Source organism: Sinorhizobium sp. P24N7, assembly GCF_042436655.1.
GTDB classification, from domain to species: Bacteria; Pseudomonadota; Alphaproteobacteria; order Rhizobiales; family Rhizobiaceae; genus Sinorhizobium; species Sinorhizobium meliloti_A.
Genome location: NZ_JBHMIW010000016.1, coordinates 13,193 through 38,355 on the forward strand (window position 1 = coordinate 13,193; position 25,163 = coordinate 38,355).

General features: G+C 63.3%; 21 protein-coding genes and 1 tRNA gene. 17 read left to right on the forward strand and 5 right to left on the reverse strand.

The features are described from left to right. Positions 1-210 precede the first annotated feature (210 nt). The 6 genes from ACFHWW_RS25160 (at position 211) to ACFHWW_RS25185 (ending at position 5,623) form a co-directional block, all read left to right on the forward strand. Entirely contained in the window at positions 211-1,293 is a 1,083-nt protein-coding gene (locus ACFHWW_RS25160; protein WP_379941543.1) for an ABC transporter permease, read from the forward strand. Continuing rightward, on the forward strand, positions 1,293-2,075 hold the full coding sequence (locus ACFHWW_RS25165; RefSeq protein ID WP_018094083.1) for an ATP-binding cassette domain-containing protein: 783 nt from the start codon (positions 1,293-1,295) through the stop codon (positions 2,073-2,075). The genes ACFHWW_RS25160 and ACFHWW_RS25165 overlap by 1 nt, the downstream gene beginning before the upstream one ends. Continuing rightward, entirely contained in the window at positions 2,072-2,692 is a 621-nt protein-coding gene (locus ACFHWW_RS25170) for a nucleoside triphosphate hydrolase (RefSeq protein WP_275596850.1), read from the forward strand. Before ACFHWW_RS25165 ends, ACFHWW_RS25170 begins: the two co-directional genes overlap by 4 nt. A gap of 189 nt (positions 2,693-2,881) precedes the next feature. Then, positions 2,882-3,925 (forward strand): dihydroorotase, encoded by a 1,044-nt coding sequence (pyrC, locus tag ACFHWW_RS25175; protein WP_379941546.1) that lies wholly within the window; start codon positions 2,882-2,884, stop codon positions 3,923-3,925. Positions 3,926-3,942: 17 nt separating this feature from the next. Further along, complete coding sequence (locus tag ACFHWW_RS25180; protein ID WP_379941548.1) at positions 3,943-4,641, forward strand: orotate phosphoribosyltransferase; 699 nt, start codon at positions 3,943-3,945, stop codon at positions 4,639-4,641. Positions 4,642-4,696: 55 nt separating this feature from the next. Next, a complete protein-coding gene (locus ACFHWW_RS25185) occupies positions 4,697-5,623 on the forward strand; it encodes a carbohydrate kinase (protein ID WP_379941550.1) in 927 nt (308 codons plus the stop codon). 137 nt (positions 5,624-5,760) lie between these two features. On the opposite strand, the gene pgi is transcribed toward ACFHWW_RS25185, so the two are convergent. Beyond that, positions 5,761-7,386, reverse strand: a complete 1,626-nt coding sequence (gene pgi, locus ACFHWW_RS25190) for a glucose-6-phosphate isomerase (protein WP_379941552.1) — start codon at positions 7,384-7,386, stop codon at positions 5,761-5,763. A gap of 316 nt (positions 7,387-7,702) precedes the next feature. Continuing rightward, positions 7,703-9,403, reverse strand: coding sequence for a long-chain fatty acid--CoA ligase (locus ACFHWW_RS25195; protein ID WP_379941554.1), 1,701 nt, complete (start codon positions 9,401-9,403; stop codon positions 7,703-7,705). Between the two features lie 336 nt (positions 9,404-9,739). Here ACFHWW_RS25195 and ACFHWW_RS25200 point away from each other — a divergent pair, with 336 nt between their 5' ends. From ACFHWW_RS25200 to ACFHWW_RS25225, 6 genes are all read left to right on the forward strand, one after another. Next, the gene (locus ACFHWW_RS25200; protein ID WP_275596846.1) at positions 9,740-10,954 is read left to right on the forward strand and encodes an MFS transporter; all 1,215 of its coding nucleotides are present in this window, start codon (positions 9,740-9,742) and stop codon (positions 10,952-10,954) included. 211 nt (positions 10,955-11,165) lie between these two features. After that, positions 11,166-12,341: an AI-2E family transporter gene (locus ACFHWW_RS25205; protein ID WP_100670022.1), complete on the forward strand. Its 1,176-nt coding sequence runs from the start codon at positions 11,166-11,168 to the stop codon at positions 12,339-12,341. 93 nt (positions 12,342-12,434) lie between these two features. Beyond that, positions 12,435-13,100: a CDP-alcohol phosphatidyltransferase family protein gene (locus tag ACFHWW_RS25210; RefSeq protein WP_379941556.1), complete on the forward strand. Its 666-nt coding sequence runs from the start codon at positions 12,435-12,437 to the stop codon at positions 13,098-13,100. Then, positions 13,097-13,708: a lysophospholipid acyltransferase family protein gene (locus ACFHWW_RS25215; RefSeq protein WP_379941558.1), complete on the forward strand. Its 612-nt coding sequence runs from the start codon at positions 13,097-13,099 to the stop codon at positions 13,706-13,708. Before ACFHWW_RS25210 ends, ACFHWW_RS25215 begins: the two co-directional genes overlap by 4 nt. A gap of 7 nt (positions 13,709-13,715) precedes the next feature. Then, positions 13,716-14,657, forward strand: coding sequence for a phosphatidate cytidylyltransferase (locus ACFHWW_RS25220; RefSeq protein ID WP_379941560.1), 942 nt, complete (start codon positions 13,716-13,718; stop codon positions 14,655-14,657). Between the two features lie 127 nt (positions 14,658-14,784). Beyond that, a complete protein-coding gene (locus tag ACFHWW_RS25225; RefSeq protein ID WP_379941562.1) occupies positions 14,785-15,582 on the forward strand; it encodes an extracellular solute-binding protein in 798 nt (265 codons plus the stop codon). Positions 15,583-15,927: 345 nt separating this feature from the next. On the opposite strand, the gene ACFHWW_RS25230 is transcribed toward ACFHWW_RS25225, so the two are convergent. Beyond that, a tRNA-Thr gene (locus ACFHWW_RS25230) sits at positions 15,928-16,003 on the reverse strand. Positions 16,004-16,079: 76 nt separating this feature from the next. Continuing rightward, the gene (locus ACFHWW_RS25235; protein ID WP_379941564.1) at positions 16,080-17,090 is read right to left on the reverse strand and encodes an NAD(P)H-dependent flavin oxidoreductase; all 1,011 of its coding nucleotides are present in this window, start codon (positions 17,088-17,090) and stop codon (positions 16,080-16,082) included. Positions 17,091-17,482: 392 nt separating this feature from the next. Here ACFHWW_RS25235 and ACFHWW_RS25240 point away from each other — a divergent pair, with 392 nt between their 5' ends. Further along, positions 17,483-18,634: a biotin transporter BioY gene (locus ACFHWW_RS25240; RefSeq protein ID WP_379941566.1), complete on the forward strand. Its 1,152-nt coding sequence runs from the start codon at positions 17,483-17,485 to the stop codon at positions 18,632-18,634. A gap of 17 nt (positions 18,635-18,651) precedes the next feature. On the opposite strand, the gene ppk2 is transcribed toward ACFHWW_RS25240, so the two are convergent. Continuing rightward, a complete protein-coding gene (gene ppk2, locus ACFHWW_RS25245) occupies positions 18,652-19,554 on the reverse strand; it encodes a polyphosphate kinase 2 (RefSeq protein ID WP_379941568.1) in 903 nt (300 codons plus the stop codon). Between the two features lie 213 nt (positions 19,555-19,767). Between ppk2 and phoR the strand changes: the two genes are divergently transcribed. The 4 genes from phoR (at position 19,768) to pstA (ending at position 25,153) form a co-directional block, all read left to right on the forward strand. Then, the gene (gene phoR, locus ACFHWW_RS25250; protein ID WP_379941570.1) at positions 19,768-21,030 is read left to right on the forward strand and encodes a phosphate regulon sensor histidine kinase PhoR; all 1,263 of its coding nucleotides are present in this window, start codon (positions 19,768-19,770) and stop codon (positions 21,028-21,030) included. A gap of 194 nt (positions 21,031-21,224) precedes the next feature. Beyond that, positions 21,225-22,259: a substrate-binding domain-containing protein gene (locus tag ACFHWW_RS25255; protein ID WP_100669686.1), complete on the forward strand. Its 1,035-nt coding sequence runs from the start codon at positions 21,225-21,227 to the stop codon at positions 22,257-22,259. Between the two features lie 90 nt (positions 22,260-22,349). After that, complete coding sequence (pstC, locus tag ACFHWW_RS25260; RefSeq protein ID WP_275596833.1) at positions 22,350-23,834, forward strand: phosphate ABC transporter permease subunit PstC; 1,485 nt, start codon at positions 22,350-22,352, stop codon at positions 23,832-23,834. Further along, the gene (gene pstA, locus ACFHWW_RS25265; RefSeq protein ID WP_338277959.1) at positions 23,831-25,153 is read left to right on the forward strand and encodes a phosphate ABC transporter permease PstA; all 1,323 of its coding nucleotides are present in this window, start codon (positions 23,831-23,833) and stop codon (positions 25,151-25,153) included. Before pstC ends, pstA begins: the two co-directional genes overlap by 4 nt. Positions 25,154-25,163 lie beyond the last annotated feature (10 nt).

Consider the following 25,163-nt stretch of genomic DNA (forward strand, 5'->3'; position numbering starts at 1 on the left):
ACAAGGCATCGAAAACCTGCGCAATTTTCAGGGCGGGGCGAGGAAAGCGCGAGGTGCTTCTTGCCCGCGTTCCGCTCTGGCTTCTCAGAACCGATCGCGGCGCAAGCGGGATTGTCGTCGAGCGTTCTGAGGCTCGCCGCTTCGACCGGTGGGCCGCGCATCCTGCAGCAATGCACCCCCTCTTGAGCGGGGTTCACGGGAGGAGTCCCCATGGGCGAAACAAACACGGCCGCACAGCCATCCCAGGAATTCGAAAAGGTCCTGACCGACAGTTCGACGGACGTAGCGTCTTTCGACGCACATGATAAGACGCTGCTTCAGAAGCTGCAGCACTTCCTGCATTCGAGCCCGGCCGCGGTGCCGCTGATCGTGCTGGTTCTGTCGCTGATCGCCTTCGGGGTCATTCTCGGCGGCAAGTTCTTTTCCGCCTTCACCATGACGCTGATCCTGCAGCAGGTGGCAATCGTCGGCATCGTCGGTGCCGCTCAGACGCTCGTGATCCTGACCGCCGGTATCGATCTTTCGGTCGGCGCCATCATGGTGCTCTCATCCGTCATCATGGGGCAGTTCACCTTCCGCTACGGCTTCCCGCCGGTGCTCTCCGTCATCTGCGGTCTTGGGGTGGGGGCGCTCTGCGGCTACATCAACGGAACGCTCGTCGCGCGGATGAAGCTGCCGCCCTTTATCGTCACGCTCGGCATGTGGCAGATCGTGCTCGCCTCCAACTTCCTCTATTCCGCCAACGAGACGATCCGGGCTCAGGACATTTCCGCGAATGCCCCGATCCTGCAGTTCTTCGGCCAGAACTTCCGCATCGGCAATGCCGTCTTCACCTACGGCGTCGTGGTGATGGTGCTCCTCGTCTGCCTTCTTTGGTATGTCCTGAACCGCACGGCCTGGGGGCGCTATGTCTATGCCGTGGGCGACGACCCCGAGGCTGCCAAGCTCGCCGGCGTCAACGTCACGCGCATGCTCATCTCCATCTATACGCTCTCCGGTCTCATCTGCGCCCTTGCCGGCTGGACCCTCATCGGCCGCATCGGCTCCGTCTCCCCGACAGCGGGGCAGTTTGCGAATATCGAATCGATCACCGCCGTGGTGATCGGCGGCATCTCGCTCTTCGGCGGCCGCGGCTCCATCATGGGGATGCTCTTCGGCGCGCTGATCGTCGGCGTCTTCTCGCTCGGCCTGCGCCTCATGGGCACCGACCCGCAATGGACCTATCTCCTGATCGGCTTGCTGATCATCATCGCCGTTGCAATCGACCAGTGGATCAGAAAGGTAGCAGCCTGATGGCACAGGAACCCATTCTCACCGCCCGTGGCCTCGTCAAGCGCTATGGCCGCGTGACTGCCCTCGATCGCGCCGACTTCGACCTCTATCCCGGTGAAATCCTGGCCGTTATCGGCGACAACGGCGCCGGCAAGTCCTCGATGATCAAGGCGATATCGGGCGCCGTCACGCCGGACGAGGGCGAGATCCGGCTGGAGGGCAGGCCCATCCAGTTCCGCTCGCCGATGGAGGCGAGGCAAGCCGGCATCGAAACGGTCTATCAGAACCTCGCTTTGTCGCCGGCATTGTCGATCGCCGACAACATGTTCCTCGGCCGGGAAATCCGCAAGCCGGGAATCATGGGCAAGTGGTTCCGCTCGCTCGACCGGGCCGCCATGGAAAAGCAGGCGCGGGCGAAGCTCTCCGAGCTCGGTCTGATGACCATCCAGAACATCAACCAGGCGGTCGAGACGCTCTCGGGCGGACAACGCCAGGGCGTCGCGGTGGCACGCGCCGCCGCCTTCGGTTCCAAGGTCGTCATCATGGACGAGCCGACTGCGGCGCTCGGGGTGAAGGAGAGCCGCCGCGTGCTGGAGCTGATCCTCGACGTGCGTCGCCGCGGTCTGCCGATCGTGCTGATCTCGCACAACATGCCGCATGTCTTCGAAGTCGCGGACCGGATCCATATCCATCGTCTCGGCCGCCGCCTCTGCGTCATCAATCCCAAGGATTACACCATGTCCGATGCGGTGGCCTTCATGACCGGCGCGAAGGAGCCGCCGCGCGAGGCGATTGCGGCATGAGCGTCAAATCCCTTGCGGATGAAATCCTGAAGCGGGCGGTCGTTTCCGGCCGCTTCATCGTTGCCATCGCCGGTCCGCCCGGCGCCGGCAAGTCTACGCTTTCCGAAACGCTGGCGGAGGCGATCACGCAGGCGGGCGAAAAGGCGGCGGTGTTGCCCATGGACGGGTTTCACATGGACAATGCCGTTCTCGAAGAAAAAGGGCTGCTTGCCCGCAAGGGGGCACCCGAGACCTTCGACGTCCGATCCTTTCTCGCAACGCTTGCTGCCGTGCGCGCCGATGACGGCGAGGTTCTCGTTCCGGTCTTCGACCGCTCCCGGGAACTGGCGATCGCCTCGGCGAGGATCATCGCGCCCGAGACGCGTATCGTGCTTGCCGAGGGCAACTACCTGCTGCTGGAGGAAGCGCCCTGGAACGGCCTCGACGGCGCCTTCGATTATTCGATCTTCATAGATCCGGGTCTGGAGGTGATCGAGCGGCGGCTCCTGCAGCGCTGGTACGATCACGGCTATGACGAAGACGCGGCGCGCAGCAAGGCCTATGGCAACGACCTGCCCAATGCCCGCCGGGTCCTCGACAGTCGCAGGCCGGCGGATGTCGTGATCAGGGACTTTTAGAGTGCTCGGCATTCGTCCCGCAGTTTCCGGCCGCGGACTGCGGTGACCTTTCGAATCGCCATTGTCTTCGGCGGCGCAATGGTGTTATCGAGGCGCGGTTTCACCACATGAGTTGCCGCCCTTTCGAGCGCACCGGTACGCCTGATGCCGGCCGCGCGGGTCGGGCGCGAGCATCGGGAGAACGCTGATATGCAAGACCTCGTCATACGCCGCCCTGATGATTGGCATCTTCACCTGCGCGACGGCGGCATGCTTCGCGGCGTGATCGCCGATACGAGCCGCCATTTCGCGCGTGCCATCATCATGCCCAATCTGGTGCCGCCGGTGGTGACTTCGGCCGATGCGGCCGCCTATCGCGAGCGCATCCTCGCCGCCATTCCCGCAGGGGACCGGTTCGAACCGCTGATGACGCTTTATCTTACCGAGGGCACCGATCCGGGCGATGTGGAAGCCGGGTTCAGGAGCGGCCTCGTCAAGGCGGTCAAGCTCTATCCGGCCGGCGCCACCACCAATTCGTCGAGCGGGGTCCGCGATATCGACAAGGCCATGCCGGTGCTGGAGCGCATGGCCGAGATCGGCCTGCCGCTCTGCGTCCATGGTGAGGTGACGACGGCCGAGGTCGACATTTTCGACCGTGAGGCAGTCTTCATCGAAACCGTTCTCGACCCGCTCCGCCGGCGACTGCCCGATCTCAGGATCACCATGGAGCATGTGACGACGAAGGACGGCGTCGACTATATCCGGGAGCATGCGGCCAATCTTGCCGGCTCCATCACCACCCATCACCTGATCATCAACCGCAACGCCATCCTCGTCGGCGGCATCAAGCCGCATTACTACTGTCTGCCGGTAGCGAAGCGCGAGACGCATCGGCTGGCGCTTCGCCAGGCGGCGATCTCGGGCGACGTCCGCTTCTTCCTCGGAACGGACTCTGCCCCGCATGTCGACCCGCTCAAGGAATGCGCCTGCGGCTGTGCCGGCATCTACACATCGATCAACACCTTGAGCTGCCTCGCTCACGTCTTCGAGGAAGAGGGCGCGCTCGACCGGCTGGAAGCTTTCACCTCGCTGAACGGGCCAGCCTGGTATGGCCTGCCAGCAAACGAGGAAACGATCACGCTGCACAAGCAGGAGGAGCCCGTCCGCTATCCCGCCAAGATCGAAACCGAGGCCGGCCCGGTCACGGTCTTCGACCCGATGTTTCCGCTTCATTGGGCCGTCGTCCAGCCCTGATTGCAGAAGGAGAATCCATGTTTTCGAACGCGTTCACCGATAAGGCGGTGATGGCCGAACTGGTCGCGAAGATGCTCTGGGAAATCAAGGCGGTGCATTTTCGGGCCGACGAGCCCTACAAGCTCTCTTCCGGCATGGCGAGCCCGGTCTATATCGACTGCCGCAAGCTGATCTCCTATCCGCGAATCCGTTCCGCGGTGATGGATTTTGCCGCTGCGACGATCCTGCGCGAAGCCGGCTTCGAGCGGTTCGATGTGGTGGCCGGCGGCGAGACTGCCGGTATTCCCTTTGCAGCAATGCTTGCCGAGCGTCTAGGACTGCCAATGATCTACGTGCGCAAGGCGCCGAAGGGACATGGCCGCAACGCCCAGATCGAAGGCCATATGCCGGAGGGCGCGCGCGTCCTGGTCATCGAGGATCTGACGACCGCCGGCGGCTCGATGTTCAAGTTCATCGACGCGATCCGCGCGGCCGGCGGCGTCGTCGAGCACGGCATCGCGCTTTTCTACTACGACATCTTTCCGGAAGCCCGCGGCGACATGAAGTCGAAGGGCGTCGACCTGCACTACATCGCCACCTGGCGCAACGTGCTTGCCGTCGCGCGCGAACTGGCGCTGTTCGACGATAAGACGCTGAACGAGGTCGAAGCCTTCCTCAACGCTCCGCTCGACTGGTCGGGCCGTAACGGGGGCGTCAGCGCGCTCGCGGTCCAGTAGCGAAGGGCTTGGCGCGATTTGCCGGATCGATGAATATGTTTGGGGAGGAATGGACATGATCGTTTGCTGCGGAGAGGCCCTGATCGACATGCTGCCGCGGGAGACGACGGCGGGCGAGAGCGCCTTTGCGCCCTATGCGGGCGGCGCGATCTTCAACACGGCCGTCGCGCTCGGCCGGCTCGGCGTCCCCACAGGCTTCTTCACCGGCCTCTCGGACGATATGTTCGGCGACATCCTTCGCTCGACGCTCGAGGCCTCGAATGTCGATTTCGCTCCCTGCGCCACGCTGCCGCTGCACACGACGCTCGCCTTCGTGAAGCTCGTCGACGGGCATGCGAGCTACGCCTTCTTCGACGAGAACACGGCCGGTAGGATGATCACCACGGAGCACCTTCCGGCGCTCGGAGATTTCTGCGAGGCGCTGCATTTCGGCGCGATCAGCCTCATTCCCGAGCCCTGCGGCTCCACTTACGAGGCGCTGATGGCGCGGGAGCACGAAAAACGGGTGATCTCCTTCGATCCGAATATCCGCCCCGGCTTCATCAAAGACCGGGGGGCGCATGTCGGACGCATGAAGCGAATGGCCGCCATGTCCGATATCGTCAAGTTCTCCGACGAGGACCTCGCCTGGTTCGGCATGGAGGGCAGCCACGACGCGCTCGCGGCCGAATGGCTGAAACGCGGCCCGAAGCTGGTGCTGATCACCCGCGGCGCGGACGGCGCGGTCGGTTATACGGACGGCCACAAGGTCGAGGTCGCGAGCGAACGGGTCGAGGTCGTCGATACGGTCGGCGCGGGCGACACTTTCGACGCCGGTGTACTGGCCGCGTTGAAGTTCAACGGCCTCCTGACCAAGAAGAAGGTGGCAAGCCTGACCGACGAGGCCATCCGTCAGGCCCTGACGCTCGGAGCGAAGGCGGCGGCCGTCACTGTTTCGCGCGCAGGCGCCAACCCGCCCTGGCGGCACGAACTCGGGCTGTGAGGTCGGTGCCGGCCACGCCGGGTCTCGGCGGGTCCAAGCAGCACGCGCGGCCGTCTATGCCCGCTCTGGCTTCCTCCATCTCCCCCGCAAGGGGGGAGAATCTGCGCGGCTGACCGATCACTCCGATCGGTCGTCGATCAGCGTGCCGCCTTCAACAGTGCAGCAACCAGTCCGGCGGTTGAGGAATCGTGTCCCTCGGTGCTTTCCTTGCCTTCGATGACGGGCAGCAGGCCGGTCGCCAGTTCCTTGCCGAGCTCGACGCCCCACTGGTCGAAGGAATTGATGTTGAAGAGCGCGCCTTCCACAAAGACGCGATGTTCGTAAAGCGCGATCAGACGGCCGAGCGCGAAGGGGTCGAGCTGATCGTAGACGATGGTCAGCGACGGCCGGTTTCCGGTGAAGACGCGGTGGGGTGCGATTTTGTCGGCCTTTGCCTCGTTCATTCCCTTGGAGGTCAGCTGCGCCTTGGCTTCCGCCAGCGTACGCCCTTTCATGAGGGCTTCCGACTGCGCCAGGCAGTTCGCCATCAGGAGCTGGTGCTGGTGACGCAGGTCCTTTTCGTGGCCGTTCGCCGCGATCATGAACTCGGCGGGAATGATATCGGTTCCCTGGTGGATGAGCTGATAGAAGGCATGCTGGCCATTGGTGCCGGGCTCGCCCCAGACCACGGGACCCGTCGCGAATTCGACCGGCTGGCTGTCGAGCGTCACGCCCTTGCCGTTCGATTCCATGTCGAGCTGCTGCAGATAGGCCGGGAAGCGCGTCAGCCGCTGGTCGTAGGGCAGGATCGCCCGCGACGGATAGCCGAGAACGTTGCGATGATAGAAGCCGATAAGCCCGAGGAGCATGGGGACATTCCGGCGAAGCGGCGCGCTGCGGAAATGCTCGTCCATGGCGTGGCCGCCGTCGAGGAAGCGGCCGAAATTCTCCTTGCCGATCGCGATCATCAGCGGCAGGCCGATCGCAGACCAGATGGAATAGCGCCCGCCGACCCAGTCCCAGAAGCCGAAGACGCGGGCGGCATCGATGCCGAAGGCGCCGACCTTATCCAGGGCGGTGGAGACGGCCGCGAAGTGATGACCCACCGCCGTCTCGCCGAGCTTGCCGGCGATGAAGGCGCGGGCAGTCGCCGCATTGGTCATCGTCTCGATCGTGGTGAAAGTCTTGGAGGCGACGATGAAGAGAGAGGTCTCGGGATCGAGGAGCTTCAGCGTATCTGCGATGTGGGCGCCGTCGACGTTGGAAACGAAGTGCAGCCGCGGACCGTCATGGAAGGGGGCAAGCGCCAGCGTCGCCATGACGGGGCCGAGGTCGGAGCCCCCGATGCCTATATTGACGACGTCGGTGATTTTCTTGCCTGTGGCTCCTTTCAGGGCACCGGAGCGGACGTCGTCAGCGAACTTGCCCATGGCCTCCAGCACGGCATTGACGTCCGGCATGACGTCCTTGCCACCCACGAGAACCGGCCGGTTCGACCTGTTCCTGAGCGCCGTGTGCAGAACCGCGCGCTCCTCGGTGATGTTGATGATATCGCCCCGGAACATCGCATCGCGCTTTTCCTCGACCTTCGCCGCCTTGGCGAGCGCTTCGAGGCCGTCGATCACCCGGTCGTTCACGGCGCATTTGGAATAGTCGAAGAGGAGGTCGTCGAACGCCGTGCTGAAGCGCGAGAAGCGGTTCGGATCGGCCGCGAAGGCGGCACGGATATCGGTCGCATCGGTTTCGCGTGCAGTGGCTTTCAGGTTTTCGACAAGCGCTTTCATCGCAGGGCTCCTTGCATCGCAACTAGGGCATGGGAATGAGGGCATTGGAATTTGGCTGCGATAGCTAGTCGGTTTAACCGCGGCAAATCAAGGGCAGGTGTGCGCTGCAGCGAAAAAAGGTGGCCGCATCGCTCCATCGGCAGGGCGGCGAAAACTTCCCCTCACTCCAACCTCTCCAGGCAGGCGGTCAGAGGGGACTCGGACGCGCACGCAGCGGCAAAATGGAACGGAGCCGGTGCCACGAGTCCCTTCTCCCCGTCCAGCGGGCAGAAGGTGGCCGGCAGGCCGGGTAAGGGGCGTTTTCGCGCCCAAGCCTTTACCCGCGAAGATCCTTGCGCAGGATCTTGCCGACGTTCGATTTGGGCAGTTCGGTGCGGAACTCCACGTGTCGCGGCCGCTTGTAGTTGGTGAGGTTGGCGGCGCAGTGGCGCTTGACCTCTTCTTCGGTGAGGTTCGGGTCCTTGCGCACTACGAAGAGCTTGACCGCTTCGCCGGAATGCGGGTCGGCAATACCGATTGCGGCGCATTCGAGGATGCCGGGATGGGTCGCCGCCACCTCTTCGATCTCGTTGGGGAAAACGTTGAACCCCGAGACGAGGATCATGTCCTTCTTCCGGTCGACGATCTTCGTCAGCCCCTCGGCGTCCATGAAACCGACATCGCCGGTGCGGAAGAAGCCGTCCGGCGAAATGGCCCTGGCCGTTTCCTCAGGGCGCTGCCAGTAGCCCGCCATCACCTGGGGCCCGCGAATGCAGATCTCTCCGATTTCGCCAGCGGGGAGCGTGCGCCCGTCCTCGTCCCGGATCTCGACCTCCGTCGAAGGCAGCGGCATGCCGATCGTGCCGGTGAAATCGTCGGTGTCGAGGCGGTTGGCGGTCGCTACCGGCGAGGTCTCGGAAAGGCCGTATCCTTCATGAATCGGGCAGCCGGTGAGCTCAAGCCAGCGCTCGGCGACGGGCCGCTGCACCGCCATGCCGCCCCCGAAGGTCAGGATCAGGGACGAGAAGTCGAGTTTGCGGAATTCGGGATTGTTCATCAACGCGTTGAAGAGCGTGTTCAGCCCCGGAAAAATGTTCGTCCTGTACCTGCCGAGCTCCTTGACGAAGGCGGGGATGTCGCGCGGGTTCGGTATCAGGATGTTGTTGCCGCCGGTTGCCAGCCCCATCAGCGAATTCACCGTGAGCGCGAAGATGTGATAGAGCGGCAGCGCGCACATGAAGGTGAGACTCTCCGGGCGCGGTTTGCGCAGGAAGGCCGTGTTCAGCCACAGTTCCATCTGGGCCATGTTGGACAGGAGATTGGCGTGCGTCAGCGTTGCGCCCTTGGAAACACCGGTGGTGCCGCCGGTATATTGCAGGAAGGCAACATCCCCCGGCGCCACGTTCGGCCGCTTGAAGCCGAGCGTCGCGCCCTTGGCAAGAACCGACTTGAAAGAAAGGTGACCTGGAATCGACCAGGCGGGGACCAGCTTCTTCACGCGGCGCACCACCAGATTGACGATTGTTCCCTTCGGACCAAGCATGTCGCCCATGCTGGCGACCACGACATGCTTGACCTTCGTGCGGGGCAGCACCTGCTCGACCGTATGGGCGAAGTTCTCGAGCACGAAGATCGCCTTGGCGCCGGCATCCACCAACTGGTGCTCCAGTTCGCGCGGCGTATAGAGCGGATTGACGTTGACGACGGTGAAGCCGGCTCGCAGGATTCCGTAGACGATGACGGGATTTTGAAGGATGTTTGGCATCATCACCGCAACCCGATCGCCGTTCGCGAGCCCCAGCGACTGGAGCCAGGCGCCGATTTTGGCCGAATGCGCATTGAGATCGGAGAAGGTCAGCGCCTTGCCCATGCAGGTGAATGCGGGCCGCCAGGAATATTGCGCAACCGCGTGATCGAAGAATTCGCCGATGGAGCGGTAGGTGAGCGGGCCGATGTCGGCGGGCACGCCCGGCGGGTAGGATCCGAGCCAGATCTTCGCCGTACCGGAACCCGACTGCTGGGTGCTTGCTTCCGCCATGACCTTCCTCCCTCTGGTCGCCAATGAACGGCCGTCATCGCGGCAAAGAAAAATCCCTCCCGATCTTCCTCTCCGTCGAAGATGCTGCTTTTAGCTCGCCTCTTCAAGCCGTAATCCGGATTATATAACTTTGACGTAAACGTCAACAATCGGCAGGCATGCACCGGTTTGTGAAATATTGATGTGCCCTGCAGCACAGTTCTTGCAGGTGCAGCCGGCCCGCCTATACTGCACTGCAGTATACCCTGCCACGACATCGGCTGCGCCGACGTCCCCAAGATATTTTACAAGATCCCTCCCAAGCGGCGGCCGACGGGCCGCGAGCCAAGGTAACGCATGTCCGAAGACGTCCTTTCCGCCGATATCGGCCCCACCCATATAGGCAAGTCCCGCAACAGGGTTTCCGCGGCGGAAATCGCGCTGGCTGTCGGCGGTTTCGGTATCGGTACCGGCGAATTCGCCATTATGGGTCTGTTGCCTCAGGTCGCAGACGACGTCGCGGTGTCGGTGCCGGCGGCCGGCGCCGTCATCAGCGCCTATGCGCTCGGGGTCGTCGTCGGGGCGCCGTTGATCGCGGTGCTTGCGGCGCGGTTCGCCCGTTTTCATGTGCTGCTGGTCCTGATGGCGGTCTTTGCGTTGGGCAATTTCGCGTCCGCATTTGCTCCAAGTTTCCACCCGCTCGTCGCCGCGCGCTTTTTCGCGGGCCTGCCACACGGCGCCTATTTCGGCGTGGCGGCACTGGTCGCGGCAGGACTTGCGGCACCGAACCAGCGGGCGCGCGCGGTCGGGCGGGTCATGATGGGGCTGACGATCGCCACCCTCTTCGGCACGCCGCTCGTCGCCTGGTTCGGCCAGGCGCTCGGCTGGCGCAGCGCCTTCGCGATCGTCGGCGGCATCAGCCTGATGACAATGGTCCTGATCTGGCTTCACGTGCCGCGGGACAGGGGCGATCCGCAGGCGACGCCGCTGCGGGAATTGAGCGCGCTGGGAAGCCTCCAGGTCTGGTTGCTGCTGGGCATCTGTGCGATCGGCTGCGGCGGGATGTTCGCCGTCTTCACCTATATCGCACCGGCGCTGACCCAGGTCGCGGGCGTTTCCGTCGCCAATGTGCCCGTCATGCTGTCGGTCTTCGGCGCAGGCATGATCCTCGGCAATATCGTGGGTTCGCGGCTCGCCGATTGGTCGCTTACGCGCGCCATCGGCATCGCGCTCGTCTTCAACATCTTCGCCTACATCCTCTTCTATTTCACCATGACGAGCCCTTGGATGGCGATCGTCAACGTGCTTTTCATCGGCGGCGGCTTCGCCGTCGTTCCGGGCGTCCAGACCCGGCTGATGGACGTCGCCGGAAAGGCGCAGACGCTCGCGGCAGCCCTTAGTCATTCCGCCTTCAATCTCGCCAATGCTCTTGGCGCCTGGCTCGGCGGCATTGCCATCGCCGCCGGCTATGGCTGGACTTCGCCGGGGCTCGTCGGCGCCGTGCTCGGCATCGGCGGTTTCGCCATATTCCTCGCCTCGGTGTTCGTTGATCGCCGGAGAGGGGACGCGTAGCCTGACTGCGCGCGAAACCGCACGCGCTTTCCTCATCCGCTCTAATCTCCCTGTCACGTCCCCTTGCTAGGTGAAAATGCGCGCGTTCTGGCGTAAAGCGCCGATTCGGCGCCGGCCGCCATCATTGCGCCGGAAACCGCGTCCAGCGGAGCGGAACGGGCTGGCAAGGTTGCGGGTTTGTTGTAAGGTTCGAAGAGACGGAGGAGAATTGGTGCAATTGGGCAATCGCGAACGAGAGAATCTACCTGTGGAGCCGCGGCTCTTCGGGCAGCCGGCCCATTCACGCTCCGCCCTCGTCGTGCCGATTTCGGCGGCCCGGTGGCTGCTCGTTCTCATTCTGCTTTGCGGCGTCTATTTCTTCCATGGTTTCCTCGTGCCGGTGCTTGCGGCGGTGGTCATCGGGTTCGCGAGCTGGCCCATCTATTGGCGGCTGCTTCAGGGCGTGAACGGCAACCGCACACTTGCTGCGACGATCGCCATCATTTCCGTCGTCGCCTTTATCGTCGTGCCGATCTCGCTTGTCGCGATCTATGCCGTGGACGAAGTGCGCGATTGGCTCGTCTGGGCGGTTGCGACCAATGCGAACGGCGCCCCGGCGCCTGCCTGGCTGGCGACGATCCCGGCGGTGGGCGCCTGGCTCGGCGAACAATGGGTCAAATATGTCGGTCACCCCGGCGCTCTCGGGGAATTGGTGCAGCTCGTGAGCGGCTCCAATATCGGCAATATCTATCGCGGCGTGCTCGTGGTCGGTGCCTCCGCCTTCCAGTCCTTCCTGACGCTCCTTTTCATGCTGATCACGCTCTTCTTCGTCTATCGCGACGGCCAGTCCTTTTCGAAGCAGCTCGACCATCTTGGCGAACGGATCTTTCCGATGCGCTGGGAGAGGCTGTCGCGCGTGGTGCCCCTTACGATCAGCTCGACGGTCACCGGCATGGGCATCATCGCGATCGGCGAAGGCATCGTGCTCGGCGTCGCCTATTGGCTGGCCGGCGTGCCGTCGCCGGTGACGCTCGGCATCATCACCGGCGTCATGGCGCTCGTGCCGGGCGGCGCTCCGCTCTGCTTCACCCTGGTCTCGGTCTATCTCGTTGCAAGCGGCTCGCCCGTCCACGGCGTCGCGCTGTTCACCTGGGGTACGACTGAGCTCTTCATCGTAGACAAGACATTGCGCCCGAGGCTCGTTGGCGGCCCGATCAAGCTGCCCTTCCTGCCGACGTTTTTCGGCCTGATCGGTGGCGTTAAGACGATGGGGTTTCTCGGTCTCTTCGTCGGCCCGGTCCTGATGGCGCTGCTCGTCGCCATCTGGCGCGAATGGCTTCGCGAGGTGACGAGCCAGCCGGAGCCGACCGTCAACGGTATACCCAGGGTGGATATTTCCGCCAAGTGAGACCGAAGCCGGCCACGCGGCGATATGGCATTTGCATGGAAGTTGTTTTAAGACAGACTGCAATCCTTCATTTGTAGGCCGTACCTCTCGAACATGAGTGTCGCACCCGACGGCGAAGACGCAGACAGGCCGGGCGCGGATCGTCGCCCCATCGCCGCGCGCGACAGCGGCTACGCGCGGCGCTTGACGGCGTTTCTCCTGAAGACTTCGGTCACGCCGAACCAGATCTCGCTTGCAAGCGTCGTCTTTGCCGCGCTGGGGGCAGGGGCCCTCCTTTCCGCAGTCCGCTGGCCGTTCCTTTATCCCCTGGCGCTCGCCGCTATCCAGTTGCGCCTCCTCTGCAACCTTCTCGACGGCATGGTGGCGGTCGAGGGCGGGCGCGGTTCGCCGGTGGGAGCGCTCTACAACGAGTTTCCCGACCGGGCCGCCGACACCTTGCTCATCGTTGCACTCGGCTATGCCGCCGGCGCGGGATGGCTCGGCTGGGCGGGAGCGCTTGCGGCCGCCTTGACGGCCTATGTGCGCGTCTTCGGCGGGTCGCTCGGCCAGGGCCAGGACTTCCGCGGTCCCATGGCGAAACAGCACCGCATGGCGTTGATGAGTCTCGCCTGCGTGCTGGCATTCGCGGAAGCGTTTCTAATGACAGAGCGCCTCGTGCTTTACGCCACGGCGTGGATCATCCTTGCCGGCGCGCTCGTCACATGCGCGACCCGCACCAGGGCCATCGTCGCGCGCATTCGGGAAGGCGCGAAGCCGTGATCGACCTGGCATTGATCGGTCTCACGCGGTTCATCGTCGGCGGGCAGGCGCACTGGATGGGCTCGCGGCCGGAAATGCGCCAGCGCATCTATTTCGCCAATCACGCGAGCCATCTCGATACGCTGCTGATCTGGTCGGCGCTGCCGCGTGCGTTGCGCGCGTCGACGCATCCGATCGCCGCGGCGGACTATTGGGGCAGGGGGGCCGTGAGGCGTCATATCGGGCTGAAGGTGCTGAACGGCGTGCTCGTCGAGCGCTCGACGCAGGGGCCGCCCGGAGCGGCTCTCGCACCCTTGCGCGACGTGCTCTGCGAGGGTGAGTCGCTCATCCTTTTCCCGGAGGGCACGCGCGGCAGCGAGCGCTTGCCGGGGCCGTTCAAGAGCGGGCTCTACTGGCTGTCTCAGGAATTTCCCGACGTGGAACTGATCCCGACCTATCTCGACAATCCCTCGCGCGCCTTTCCCAAGGGAACCTTTTTGCCCGTCCCCATCAGCTGCACGGTGCGTTTCGGACCGCCGGTCGCGCGCCACGCCGGCGAAGAGAAGGAGGCTTTTCTGGAACGCGCCCGCGCAGCGGTCGCCGCACTTGCGCCCGAACCCATCGGATGAGGCTGCCATGTCCTTGAACGACAAACTCTTTATCCTCTTTGCCGGCATAGTCGTTCTTCTCGGAGCGGCATCGCTGATCGGCTTCGTGCTGTCGCGCCGCGCGACGTCCGAAACGGGGCGGGCGACGATCGACAATCTCAATGCCCGTATCAGGGCATGGTGGGTGATGATCGCCATCTTCGCGGTGAGTTTCGCTCTCGGTCGCGGCGTCACGCTCGTGCTCTTTGCTCTCACCTCCTTCTACACGCTGCGCGAGTTCGTTTCGCTGACGCCGACGCGTGCCGCCGATCACCTGCCGCTCGTCGCTTCCTTTTACGTTCTGCTGCCGCTGCAATACTGGCTGATCTCGATCGACTGGTACGCGCTTTTCACCATTCTGATACCGGTCTACGGCTTCCTCCTCCTGCCGAGCCTTTCCGCGCTGAAGGGCGACACGGAGCAGTTCCTGCTGCGCGTCTCGCGCATCCAGTGGGGGCTGATGCTGACGGTCTATTGCATCAGCCACGCACCGGCCCTCCTGACGCTCGACATCCCCGGCCGGCCGGGCGAAGGCTTTCTGCTGCTCTTCTTCCTCATCACCATCGCGCAGTTCAGCGATGTCATGCAGTATGTCTTCGGCAAGCTTTTCGGCCGGACGAAGATCGCACCGGTCGTCAGCCCGTCGAAAACCGTCGAGGGACTTGCCGGAGGCGGGCTTTCGGCCGTGGCTGCCGGCGCGGCCTTGTGGTGGATAACGCCCTTCACGCCGTTGCAGGCGGCCGCCATGGCCCTCGCCATCGTCGCCATGGGCTTTCTCGGCGGACTGGCGCTCTCGGCCGTGAAGCGCTCGATGGGCGTAAAGGACTGGGGCTCGATGATCAGCGGCCATGGCGGCGTACTCGACCGAATGGATTCGCTGAGCTTCGCGGCACCGGTGTTCTTTCACCTGACGCGATATTTTTACACGTGATGGGTGACGGGGGATCACGGTTTCGTGTTCCTCCATGAGGGAAGGATTGTACCCGTCGAAGAGTCGTTTCTCCTGCCGCGCCGTCGAAAGACTGCTGCGGTCCAACACGCATAAAAAGGAGAAGCCCGTGCGAATTGCGTTTCTGATTGTTCTGACAACGATTCTTGCCACGCCTGCTTCGGCGCAGGACACCGCACTCCATGACCCTTCGATCAGCCGCGATGCCCAGGATGGGGTGATCCGTCTTTACGGTGCAGGCGGTCCGCACACCGCCATCCGGAAAGTTGCGGACGTCTGGACGAAGGAGACCGGCCGCAAGGTCGAAATCACCGCCGGGCCGGAGAAGACATGGTCGAAAAAGGCGCAGGCCGATGCGGACGTCATTTGGGGTACCTCCGAGCAGGCGATGACTGCTTTTCTCGAGACGTATCAAGGATTTTCGTCGGATCAGGTCGCGCCGATTTACCTTCGTCCAGCAGTGATTGCCGTGAAAGCGGGTAATCCCAAGGGGATCACAAAATTCGAGGACCTTCTGGCGGTGGGGACGAAAATCGTCGTAACCGAGGGGGCTGGCGTCGCCAACACATCGGGGACGGGTGTATGGGAGGACATCGCGGGCCGCCTCGGCCGGCTGGAGGATGTCGCGGCGTTCCGCAGGAACATTGTCGCTTTCGAACATGGTTCGGGCGCGAGCTTCAAGGCATTCAAAGCGTTGGATGCAGACGCCTGGATCACCTGGCCGAATTGGCCGGTTTCGAACCCCGACACCCTGGAAGCGGTGATGCTGTCGAGCGATCGGGCAATATGGCGCGACTTGAGCGTGGCGCTGGCCCCCGACGCCGATCCCGAAGCAAAAGCGTTTCTGGACTATCTGATCTCCGATGAAGCGCAGAAGATCATGTCCCGCGAAGGCTGGATACGCTGATCTGATTTGCTGTGCCGGCACGGCCCCCCAGTCGCGACGGCGTGATCATGGACGACCATCCGCTTAAAAGATCAGCGGCGTCCGCGGGGGCGATCGATAATGCCGGGGCGTGGCTATCTTTCCTGCCGCCACGCTCACGGCTTTCAGCACGGTCGGACGCCCGAAAAGAGATTTCCCTTCTTTGCACATCCTGCGATCACCGCGGTCGGCGAGGCATACTGCAGCGGTTAGAAGACGCTTAAGTCAGCAGCCTGTGTATTGTTCGAGCTTTCGATAGAGCCATACGTCAGCCTATCAACCGGAAGACCCGGGAGCCGCCCAAAAACACTCTGATCTCTGAAGAAATGGTGCCGCTTACGTGACTCGAACACGTGACCCCATCATTACGAATGATGTGCTCTACCGACTGAGCTAAAGCGGCCCTTGGGGCGGTTCCGCGAACGTCGCGGAACGAATGTGAGGCGCTGATAAACGCAAAGCGGCGAGATTTCAAGCCATCAGTTTCGAGAACTTGAAAATTCCTGGGCCGGCGGCCCTTCGGAATTGGAAGCGAAGCCGAGGCGTGCGCGTGCGGCGTCGTATTCCTGTTCCAGCCGGTCGATAAGGCGGGCGACGGTGCCGACTTCGCGCACGGCGCCTATCCCCTGGCCGCAGCCCCAGATGTCCTTCCATGCCTTGGCGCCTTCCGTTGCCGTGCCGAAGTCCATCTTGGAGGGATCGGCTTCCGGCAGATTGGCCGGGTCCATCCCGGCGGCAAGGATCGACGGTTTCAGGTAATTGCCGTGTATGCCGGTGAAGTAATTGGAATAAACGATGTCGGCGGCGTTGCTGTCGACGATCATCTGCTTGTAGGCATCGCTCGCGCGGGCCTCTTCCGTGGCGATGAAGGGCGAGCCGATATAGGCCATGTCGGCTCCCATCGCTTGCGCAGCGAGCACTGCGCCGCCGGTGGCGATCGCGCCCGAGAGCAGAAGCGGCCCGTCGAACCAGGCGCGGATTTCCTGCACGAGCGCGAAGGGCGAGAGCGTTCCCGCATGGCCGCCAGCGCCTGCCGCGACTGCGATCAGCCCGTCTGCGCCCTTGCGGATCGCGGAATTCGCATGGCGGTTGTTGATGACGTCGTGGAGAACGACACCGCCATAGGAATGGATGGCGGCATTCACCTCCGGTACGGCCCCTAGCGAGGAGATGACGATCGGAACCTTGTACTTGACGCAAAGCATCAGATCCTGTTCGAGCCGGACGTTCGATTTGTGTACGATCTGGTTCACCGCGAAGGGTGCCGCCGGGCGCTCGGGGTGTCTGGCATCGTGGTCGGCCAGTGTCTCGGTGATCTCCGCCAGCCATTCGTCGAGCTGCGATTGCGGGCGGGCGTTGAGCGCCGGAAAGGCGCCGATAATGCCGGCCTTGCATTGTGCGATCGTCAGCCGGGGATGCGAGACGATGAAAAGCGGCGCCCCTACGATCGGCAGCCTCGTTTTCCCTGACAGGATTGGCGGCAACGACATCGAAAAAATCTCCATCCCAACTTTGACGTTCTCGTAAACGTCAAAACTGATAGCAGCAACGGACGCGCTTGCCTACTGCATCGTTCCTGAAGTCCACCGGTGCGCAAGGACATGCAGCAACGCGAAGGCAATAGCGACCTTTGCACCTCCGATAAGACGCTGCGACACCGCAAAGCGGTGCGCGCTCCGGCAATTCGGCCACGCTCGCCCATGTTTTACCTGGGGAACACCGGACGAAGTCGCGGCTGCACTTGCGAATTCGCAATGCAGCGGTTACCCAATCCTTAATAAAACCAACGGCGTGTGACGGGAAGAGGCGGGGCTCGTCGCGAGAAAGGCACATCCGGCAGCGTATTGCGGCAACCGGAAGACTTCGCGCAGAAGGATTTGACGTGAGCGGACTTGAGACAGCGATCAGGAATGCGCTGGAAAGAGCGGATCGAAGCAATGCGGAGATCCGGGCGCGCATCTATCAGTCGGCGCGTCAGGCGCTGGAAAATGGTCTGCAGAAGCAGCAGATCGAAGATCCGGAGGTCATCTCCGTGCAACGTCACCGGCTCGAAGCGGTCATCCGCGCGATCGAGATGGAAGAGCGCGCCGCCCTTAAGGAGCGCGCTCAGACTCCGGTGGTGAGCCTTGGCGAAGTGAAGGCGAGGGGCGAGAGGGTAGAGCGCGCTCCCGAAGCGCCAGCACCTGCCGCACCACGGAGCGAGCCGGCATTGAAGCCGGAAGGAGGCGCCCCTGCTCAGGCGGATGGGGGGCTCGGCGCTTTGCGTCCCGAACGCGACGGCTCGCCGGCGGCTTTCAGAGCGACGGCGGACGAGGGAAGAATAGAACCCGCGCGCAAGCCTGCTCCCGATCCGGGCGTCGCCGACCAGCGACCGCGCAAGCGCAGGCGCAGCCGGTTCTTCTCCTATGCGATGATCGTTGCCACGCTCGCAGCGGCGGCCGGCGTCGCCGTCTGGTGGGTTCAGACGAACGACCTGCTCCGGCCGCCGACGGACACCGGCGTCGCCAATCCGCCCGCGACGGTGGATGCGGAGGATTTCGACGGAGCGGCCGGCCTGCAGACCCTCGGCGCCCAGGAGGGCTTCTCCGGCGATTGGATAGAGGTCTTTGCTCCCGGAGAAACTGCGGCGGTCACGCCGGGGCCGCGCGCCAGCGCGGAACCGTCCGGCGGTGATGCAGGCGAGAGCCTGCGGTTGATTTCGGCAGCGGCCTCCAAGGAGGGCGATGTGGCGATCGAAATTCCCGCGGATGTCCTTGCCCAGCTGTCGGGCAAGTCGTCGACACTCGCCCTGACGGTCCAGGCGGCTCCGGGCAAGGCAACCGAATTCTCGGTCGAATGCGATTTCTCGACGCTCGGCGACTGCGGCCGGCACCGCTTCACCGTACACGACGAGCGGGTCGACATGCTGTTGAAGATCAATTTCGAGCGCGGCTCGGCACCCAGCAGCCCTGGAAAACTGATGATCAACAGCGATCTCAGCGGCGGCGGCAACAGCCTCGATCTCTTTGCGATCCGGGTGCAGCCGGGCGGCTGATCGTCAGCGCGTCGGAATCACCTGAGAAAACCGGAGCCGGAGCCGAGGATCTTCTCGTCGACATCGCCGATCGCCGCCTCGTCCTTGCCGTCATAGTTGAGCTTCGTCAGCATGTGGCGGATCACGTTGATGCGGGAGCGGCGCTTGTCGTTCCCGCGGATGACGGTCCATGGCCCGTGCTCCGTGTGCGTTTCCTTCAGCATACGGTCGCGTTTTCCGGTGTAGTCGTCCCACTTGTTCAGCGCCGCGATGTCCATCGGCGAAAGCTTCCAGATCTTCAATGGGTCGTGGCGCCGGTCATGGAAGCGCTTCAGTTGCATCTCCCGGCCGATATTGATCCAGAACTTGAAGAGATGGATGCCCTCGTTCGCGATCATCTCCTCGAAACGCGGCGTCTCTTCGAGGAATTGCTCGTACTGGTCGGCGGTGCAAAAGCCCATCACTGGTTCGACACCGGCGCGGTTGTACCAGGAGCGGTCGAATAGGACGAACTCGCCGGCGGTCGGGAAGGTTGCGACATAGCGCTGGAAATACCACTGACCCCGTTCGGTCTCCGTCGGTTTCGTCAGTGCGACGACGCGCGCGGAGCGGGGATTCATATTGGCCGTCGTCGCGTGGATCGCACCACCCTTGCCGGCGGCGTCGCGACCCTCGAAGACCGCCATTACGCGCTTGCCGGTCGCCTGCATCCAGAACTGGACCTTGACCAGTTCGATCTGCAGCTTCGTCAGCGTTTCTTCGTACTCCTCCCGATCGAGCTTTTTCTTGTAGGGATAATCGTCGGAGCCGAAGGCTTCCTCGTCGATCCATTTCGGCAGGTCCGGATCGTCGATGTCGAAGATGCGGCTTCTGCCGTCAATCTCCAGTTCGACCGCCCGGTTCCCCGGCCTTGCTTCGGCCGGTGCTTCGTGGCGTGCCATCTGTTTCCTCCCGCTCGCTCGATTTCTCCGGAGGAGGCCATAATTACATTGCGGATTCAAGCATGTCGTGAAAATCATGTCATGAAGCAGCGCTATCTCTGCGCCCTTATGGCCGGATTCTGTTGGAGGATTTGAGGCGGTTACCCTCACTTCTGCGGCATCCGGGCCGCTGGCTGGATCAGCAGCAGTCGTCGAGGTGCAGGAGGCAGCGAATTGAGGAACGAGGGTATCGTGTTGGATGGCGCGAAGGTGTTCTGGCGCACCCTGCTGCCGAGGTTGAAGGCGGAACGCGGGCTTCTCGGCCTGTCCGTCGTGCTCGCCTTCCTTGCCGTACTGGCGGGCATCCATCCGCTGGCCGTTCTGCCGTTCTGGATCGTGCTCGTCGCGGCCATCCTCAACCGGGGGGCACCGCCCGTCCAGGCAGCGCCGGCAAGCGTCGGCTCTGCCGTGGAAACCAAGGCCGACCCGATCGCTCCCCTGCTCGACGCACTCGACATGCCGGTGCTCGTCGTGGCGGCCGACGAGACCGTCGTCTTCCAGAACGTTGCCGCAGAGAAGGCCTTCGGAACCATCCCCCAGGACAGCTATCTTTCCGCCCGCGTCCGTTCGCCCGGCATTCTCGACATGGTGCGCGAGACGATCGCGACAGGCAAAGTCAACCAGATCGAGCATGCGGAACGGCTACCTTCGGAGGCGGTCTACGTGGTTCGCGTCGCGCCCGCGGACATAGGTTCCGACGTTTCCGGCCGGCGCATCTTCCTGCTGACGTATCGCGATATCTCGCAGGCCCGCCGCATCGACCGGATGCGCTCCGACTTTGTCGCCAATGCCAGCCATGAGCTGCGCACGCCGCTCGCATCGCTGCGTGGCTTCATCGAGACGCTGCAAGGCCCCGCCCGCGACGACCGGAAGGCCCAGGAGAAATTCTTCGGCATCATGCACGAGCAGGTCACGCGCATGAGCCGGCTCGTGGACGACCTCCTGTCGCTGTCGCGGCTCGAGTTGAAATCGCACATCGCGCCGGACGATGCCGTCGATCTCGGGCCGCTGCTCGGACACGTGCGCGATAGCCTGGCGCCGCTTGCGGGCGAACTCGACGTGACGATCGCGCTGGAGGTTCCGCAGACGCCGGTTTTCGTCCAGGGGGATCGGGACGAACTGGTGGAGGTCTTCGAAAACCTTATAGAGAACGCCTGCAAATACGGGCAGGAAGGCAAGCAGGTCGATGTCCGGCTGACCGGCGGGAACGGTCATCAGGCGGAGGTGACGGTTACCGACCACGGCCCGGGAATACCTGCCGAGCATGTCCCGCGCATCACCGAGCGCTTCTACCGGGTCAATGTCGAGGCGAGCCGGTCGAAGAAAGGCACCGGCCTGGGCCTCGCCATCGTCAAGCATATCCTCACGCGTCACCGCGCCCGCCTGCTCATCCATTCGGAGGTGGGGAAGGGCACGGTCTTCAAGGTCCGCTTCTGACACACCACGCCGCGCTGAAATATTCCTACGAGGAAATCAGGAAGTACTTTCAGCACGTTAGCCTGTCATAAATGTTTCACCGAATTGACATAAAAGCTGTAGCCATCGGCGGCTAACTAGGGGCGGCCGATGAAACGGCGAAGAGAGCGCTGAACCCTGGCGCACCAACACAAGCCCATTCCGGGAGAACATTCATGAAATCTCTTAAACTCACTGTAGCGGCGCTGGTTGCATCCGCCGCCTTCGCGGGCGTTGCTGCGGCTCGCGACCAGATCCAGGTCGCCGGCTCCTCGACCGTTCTTCCCTATGCCAAGATCGTTGCCGAGAATTTCGGCGAGACCTTCCCCGACTTCAAGACCCCGGTGGTCGAGTCCGGCGGCTCCTCTGCCGGCCTCAAGGAATTCTGCAAGGGCGTGGGTGAAGACACGATCGATATCGCCAACTCTTCCCGCAAGATCAAGGACAGCGAAGTCGAGGCCTGCAAGGCTGCCGGCGTGACCGAAATCCAGGAAGTGAAGATCGGCTATGACGGTATCGTCTTCGCCACCGACGCCGGCAATGCCGACCTCGCCCTGAAGCCGGAGCACATCTACAAGGCGCTCGCTGCCGAAGTCGTCGTCGACGGCAAGCTCGTCGCCAATCCCTACAAGAAGTGGTCGGAAGTCGACGCATCGCTGCCGGACGCCGAAATCGCCGCCTATATTCCGGGCGAAAAGCACGGCACGCGCGAAGTCTTCGAAGAGAAGATCCTTGCCGCCGGCTGCAAGGACACCGGCGCTCAGGACGTCATCAAGGCCGCCGTCAGCGACGAGAAGCAGCAGCACAGCAAGTGCATCGCGGTGCGCAAGGACGGCATGGCCGTCGATATCGACGGCGACTACACCGAGACGCTGGCACGTATCGACTCCAACAAGAACGGCATCGGCGTCTTCGGTCTCTCGTTCTACGAAAACAACGCCGACAAGCTGAAGGTCGCGACCGTCAACGGCGTCGTTCCCTCGACCGAGACGATCGCTTCCGGCGAGTATCCGGTTTCCCGCCCGCTGTTCTTCTATGTCAAGAAGGCTCACATCGGCGTGATCCCGGGCCTCAAGGAATATGTCGAATTCTTCGTCGACGATCAGATGATCGGCCCCGACAGCCCGCTTGCCGAATACGGCCTCGTTGCCGCTCCGGACGCCGAGCGCGAGGAAATCCGCACGTCCTTCGAGGCAGGCAACCTGCTCTGATCATGACAGGCTCCGGCGCTTCTCAGCGCCGGAGCCGCATTCTTCCGAATTTGTCGGGGCTTACGACAAGCCTGTCGCGGAGACGTGCCGATGAGTACTTCGCTCCTTCTCCTGATCATCGCTTTGATCGGTTTCATTGCGTTTCTTGCCGGCCGTGCGCGCTCGTTCGCCCGGTCCGGAGGCAAGCTCGCCAGCCTGCATTCCCTGCCCGGATATCACGGCAGCTACGTCGCCATCTGGGCGATGCTGCCGGCTCTTCTTCTGCTTGCGGTATGGCTCGTCGCAGCTCCGATCTATGTCGATTACTCCGTTCGCTCGTCTCTTCCGGAACCGGTCCAGAACCAGGGGGCAGCCACCGTTCAGCTCGCGCTCGGTCAGGTCAAGTCCGTGGCCGCGGGCTTCGAACGCCTGAATGCGGGCGAGGTCGCTGCAATCGAGAACGGTTCGACCAACATGCGGGAAGCCCTGGCCGCCAAGGGCGTGGCGCTTGCCGGCGAGGGCGAGCCTTACATGATCCAGTCCGCCCAGCAATTCAATGCGATGCGGCAATATAGCCGCTGGCTGATGAGCGCCGTCGTGCTGCTCGTCTCCGTTGCCGGCGGGCTCTACGCGATCCGCAATATCGACGTCCGTTTCCGTGCCCGCAATCGGGTGGAGCGCGTCATGCTCGGCTCGCTCATCTTCGCCTCTTCCATAGCCATTCTGACGACGGTCGGCATCGTCGCCTCGATGCTCTCGGAGGCGGGCCGCTTCTTCACCATGGTGTCGCCCTTCGAGTTCTTCTTCGGCACGGTCTGGGATCCGCGCTTCGCTGCGGCCGGAAGCGGCGGCGCCTCCGGCCAGTTCGGCCTGCTGCCGCTCCTTGCCGGCACCCTCTATATCGCCTTCGTGGCGATGCTTTTCGCGGTGCCGATCGGGCTTTTCGCCGCCATCTACATGGCCGAGTATGCGAGCCCGCGGCTGCGTTCCACAGCCAAGCCTCTTCTGGAGGTGCTCGCCGGCATCCCGACGATCGTCTACGGCTTCTTCGCGCTGGTCACCGTCGGGCCTTTCCTGCGCGACATCTCCGCGCAACTGAACGGTCTCGTCACCGGCAACTACCAGAACTTCATTCAGGCCCAGAGCGTCATCACCGCCGGCATCGTCATGGGCATCATGCTCATCCCGTTCGTTTCGTCGTTGTCCGACGACATCATCACCCAGGTGCCGCGGGCGCTGCGTGACGGTTCTCTCGGCCTCGGTGCGACGCGCTCGGAAACGGTGAAGAAGGTGATCCTGCCTGCAGCACTTCCCGGCATCGTCGGGGCGCTGCTTTTGACGGCCTCGCGCGCGGTGGGCGAGACGATGATCGTCGTGCTCGCTGCCGGCGTCGCGGCGCGCATGCAATTGAACCCCCTCGAGCCGATGACCACGGTGACGGTCAAGATCGTGAATCAGCTGACGGGCGACCTCGAGTTCACCTCGCCGCAGACGCTGGTCGCCTTTGCGCTCGGCATCACGCTCTTCGTCATCACGCTCGGCCTCAACATCTACGCGCTCTACATCGTGCGCAAATATCGGGAACAGTACGAATGACCGAATTTGCCTCCCCGACGGTAAGGGTCTCCACCCGACCTGCCGCAAGCCGACGCGATATCGGCATCAAGCGCCGCTATGCCGCGGAGCGCCGCTTCCGTGCCTTCGGAATCAGCGCCATCGCCATCGGTCTGTTCTTCCTCGCGGTTCTCCTCTGGAGCGTCGTTTCGAAGGGCTATACCGCCTTCCAGCAGACGACGATCACGTTGCCGATCGAGTTTTCCGAGAAGGTGATCGATCCGAAGAACGAACGGGCGACCGATCCGAAGCGGCTCTATACCGCCAACTATCCGCTGCTCGTGCGGGAGGCTCTGGTCAAGCAGCTCGGCCTCGATCCGTCGAAGCGGCCGCTGGTGAAGCAGGCGACCGATATGGTCTCCGCCAGCGCCCGGACGCAACTGCGTGACATCGTCGTCGCCGATCCGTCGGTGATCGGCAGGACGGTTCCCGTCACGCTGCTTGCCGAGGCGAACATCGACTCCGCCTTCAAGGGCCAGATCGACCTGTCGGTCGACGAAGCCAAACGCAAGGTGAAGGATGCGCAGGTCGCGTGGATGAACCAGCTTGCCGAGGCCGGCGTGCTCAAGAAGAGCTTCAACACCGGCATCTTCACCTTCGGCGCATCCAGCCGGCCTGAAGCGGCGGGTGTCGGCGTCGCCCTTCTCGGCTCGCTCTACATGATGCTGATCGTGCTCGTGCTGTCGCTGCCGATCGGCGTCGCCGCCTCCATCTATCTCGAGGAGTTCGCGCCGAAAAACCGGCTGACGGACCTGATCGAGGTGAACATCAACAACCTGGCGGCCGTACCTTCCATCGTCTACGGCCTCCTCGGGCTTGCCGTCTTCATCAACTTCGCGGGCATGCCGCGCTCGGCAGCACTCGTCGGCGCCTTCGTGCTGACGCTGATGACGCTACCGACGATCATCATCGCGACCCGGGCGGCCCTGAAGGCAGTGCCGCCGTCGATCCGCTCCGCCGCACTCGGCCTCGGCGCATCGAAGATGCAGACCATCTTCCATCACGTGCTGCCGCTTGCCATGCCCGGCATCCTGACCGGCACGATCATCGGCCTCGCCCATGCGCTGGGCGAAACGGCGCCGCTGCTTCTGATCGGCATGGTCGCCTTCGTGGTCGACTTTCCGGGGTCGCCGCTGGAGCCATCCACGGCGCTGCCGGTGCAGATCTACATGTGGGCGAACGAGGCAGAACGTGCCTTCGTCGAGCGTACGTCCGGAGCGATCATCATTCTCCTGATCTTTCTCATCTTCATGAATCTCGGCGCAATTCTCTTGCGGCGTCGCTTTGAGCGTCGCTGGTAGTGGGGTAAGG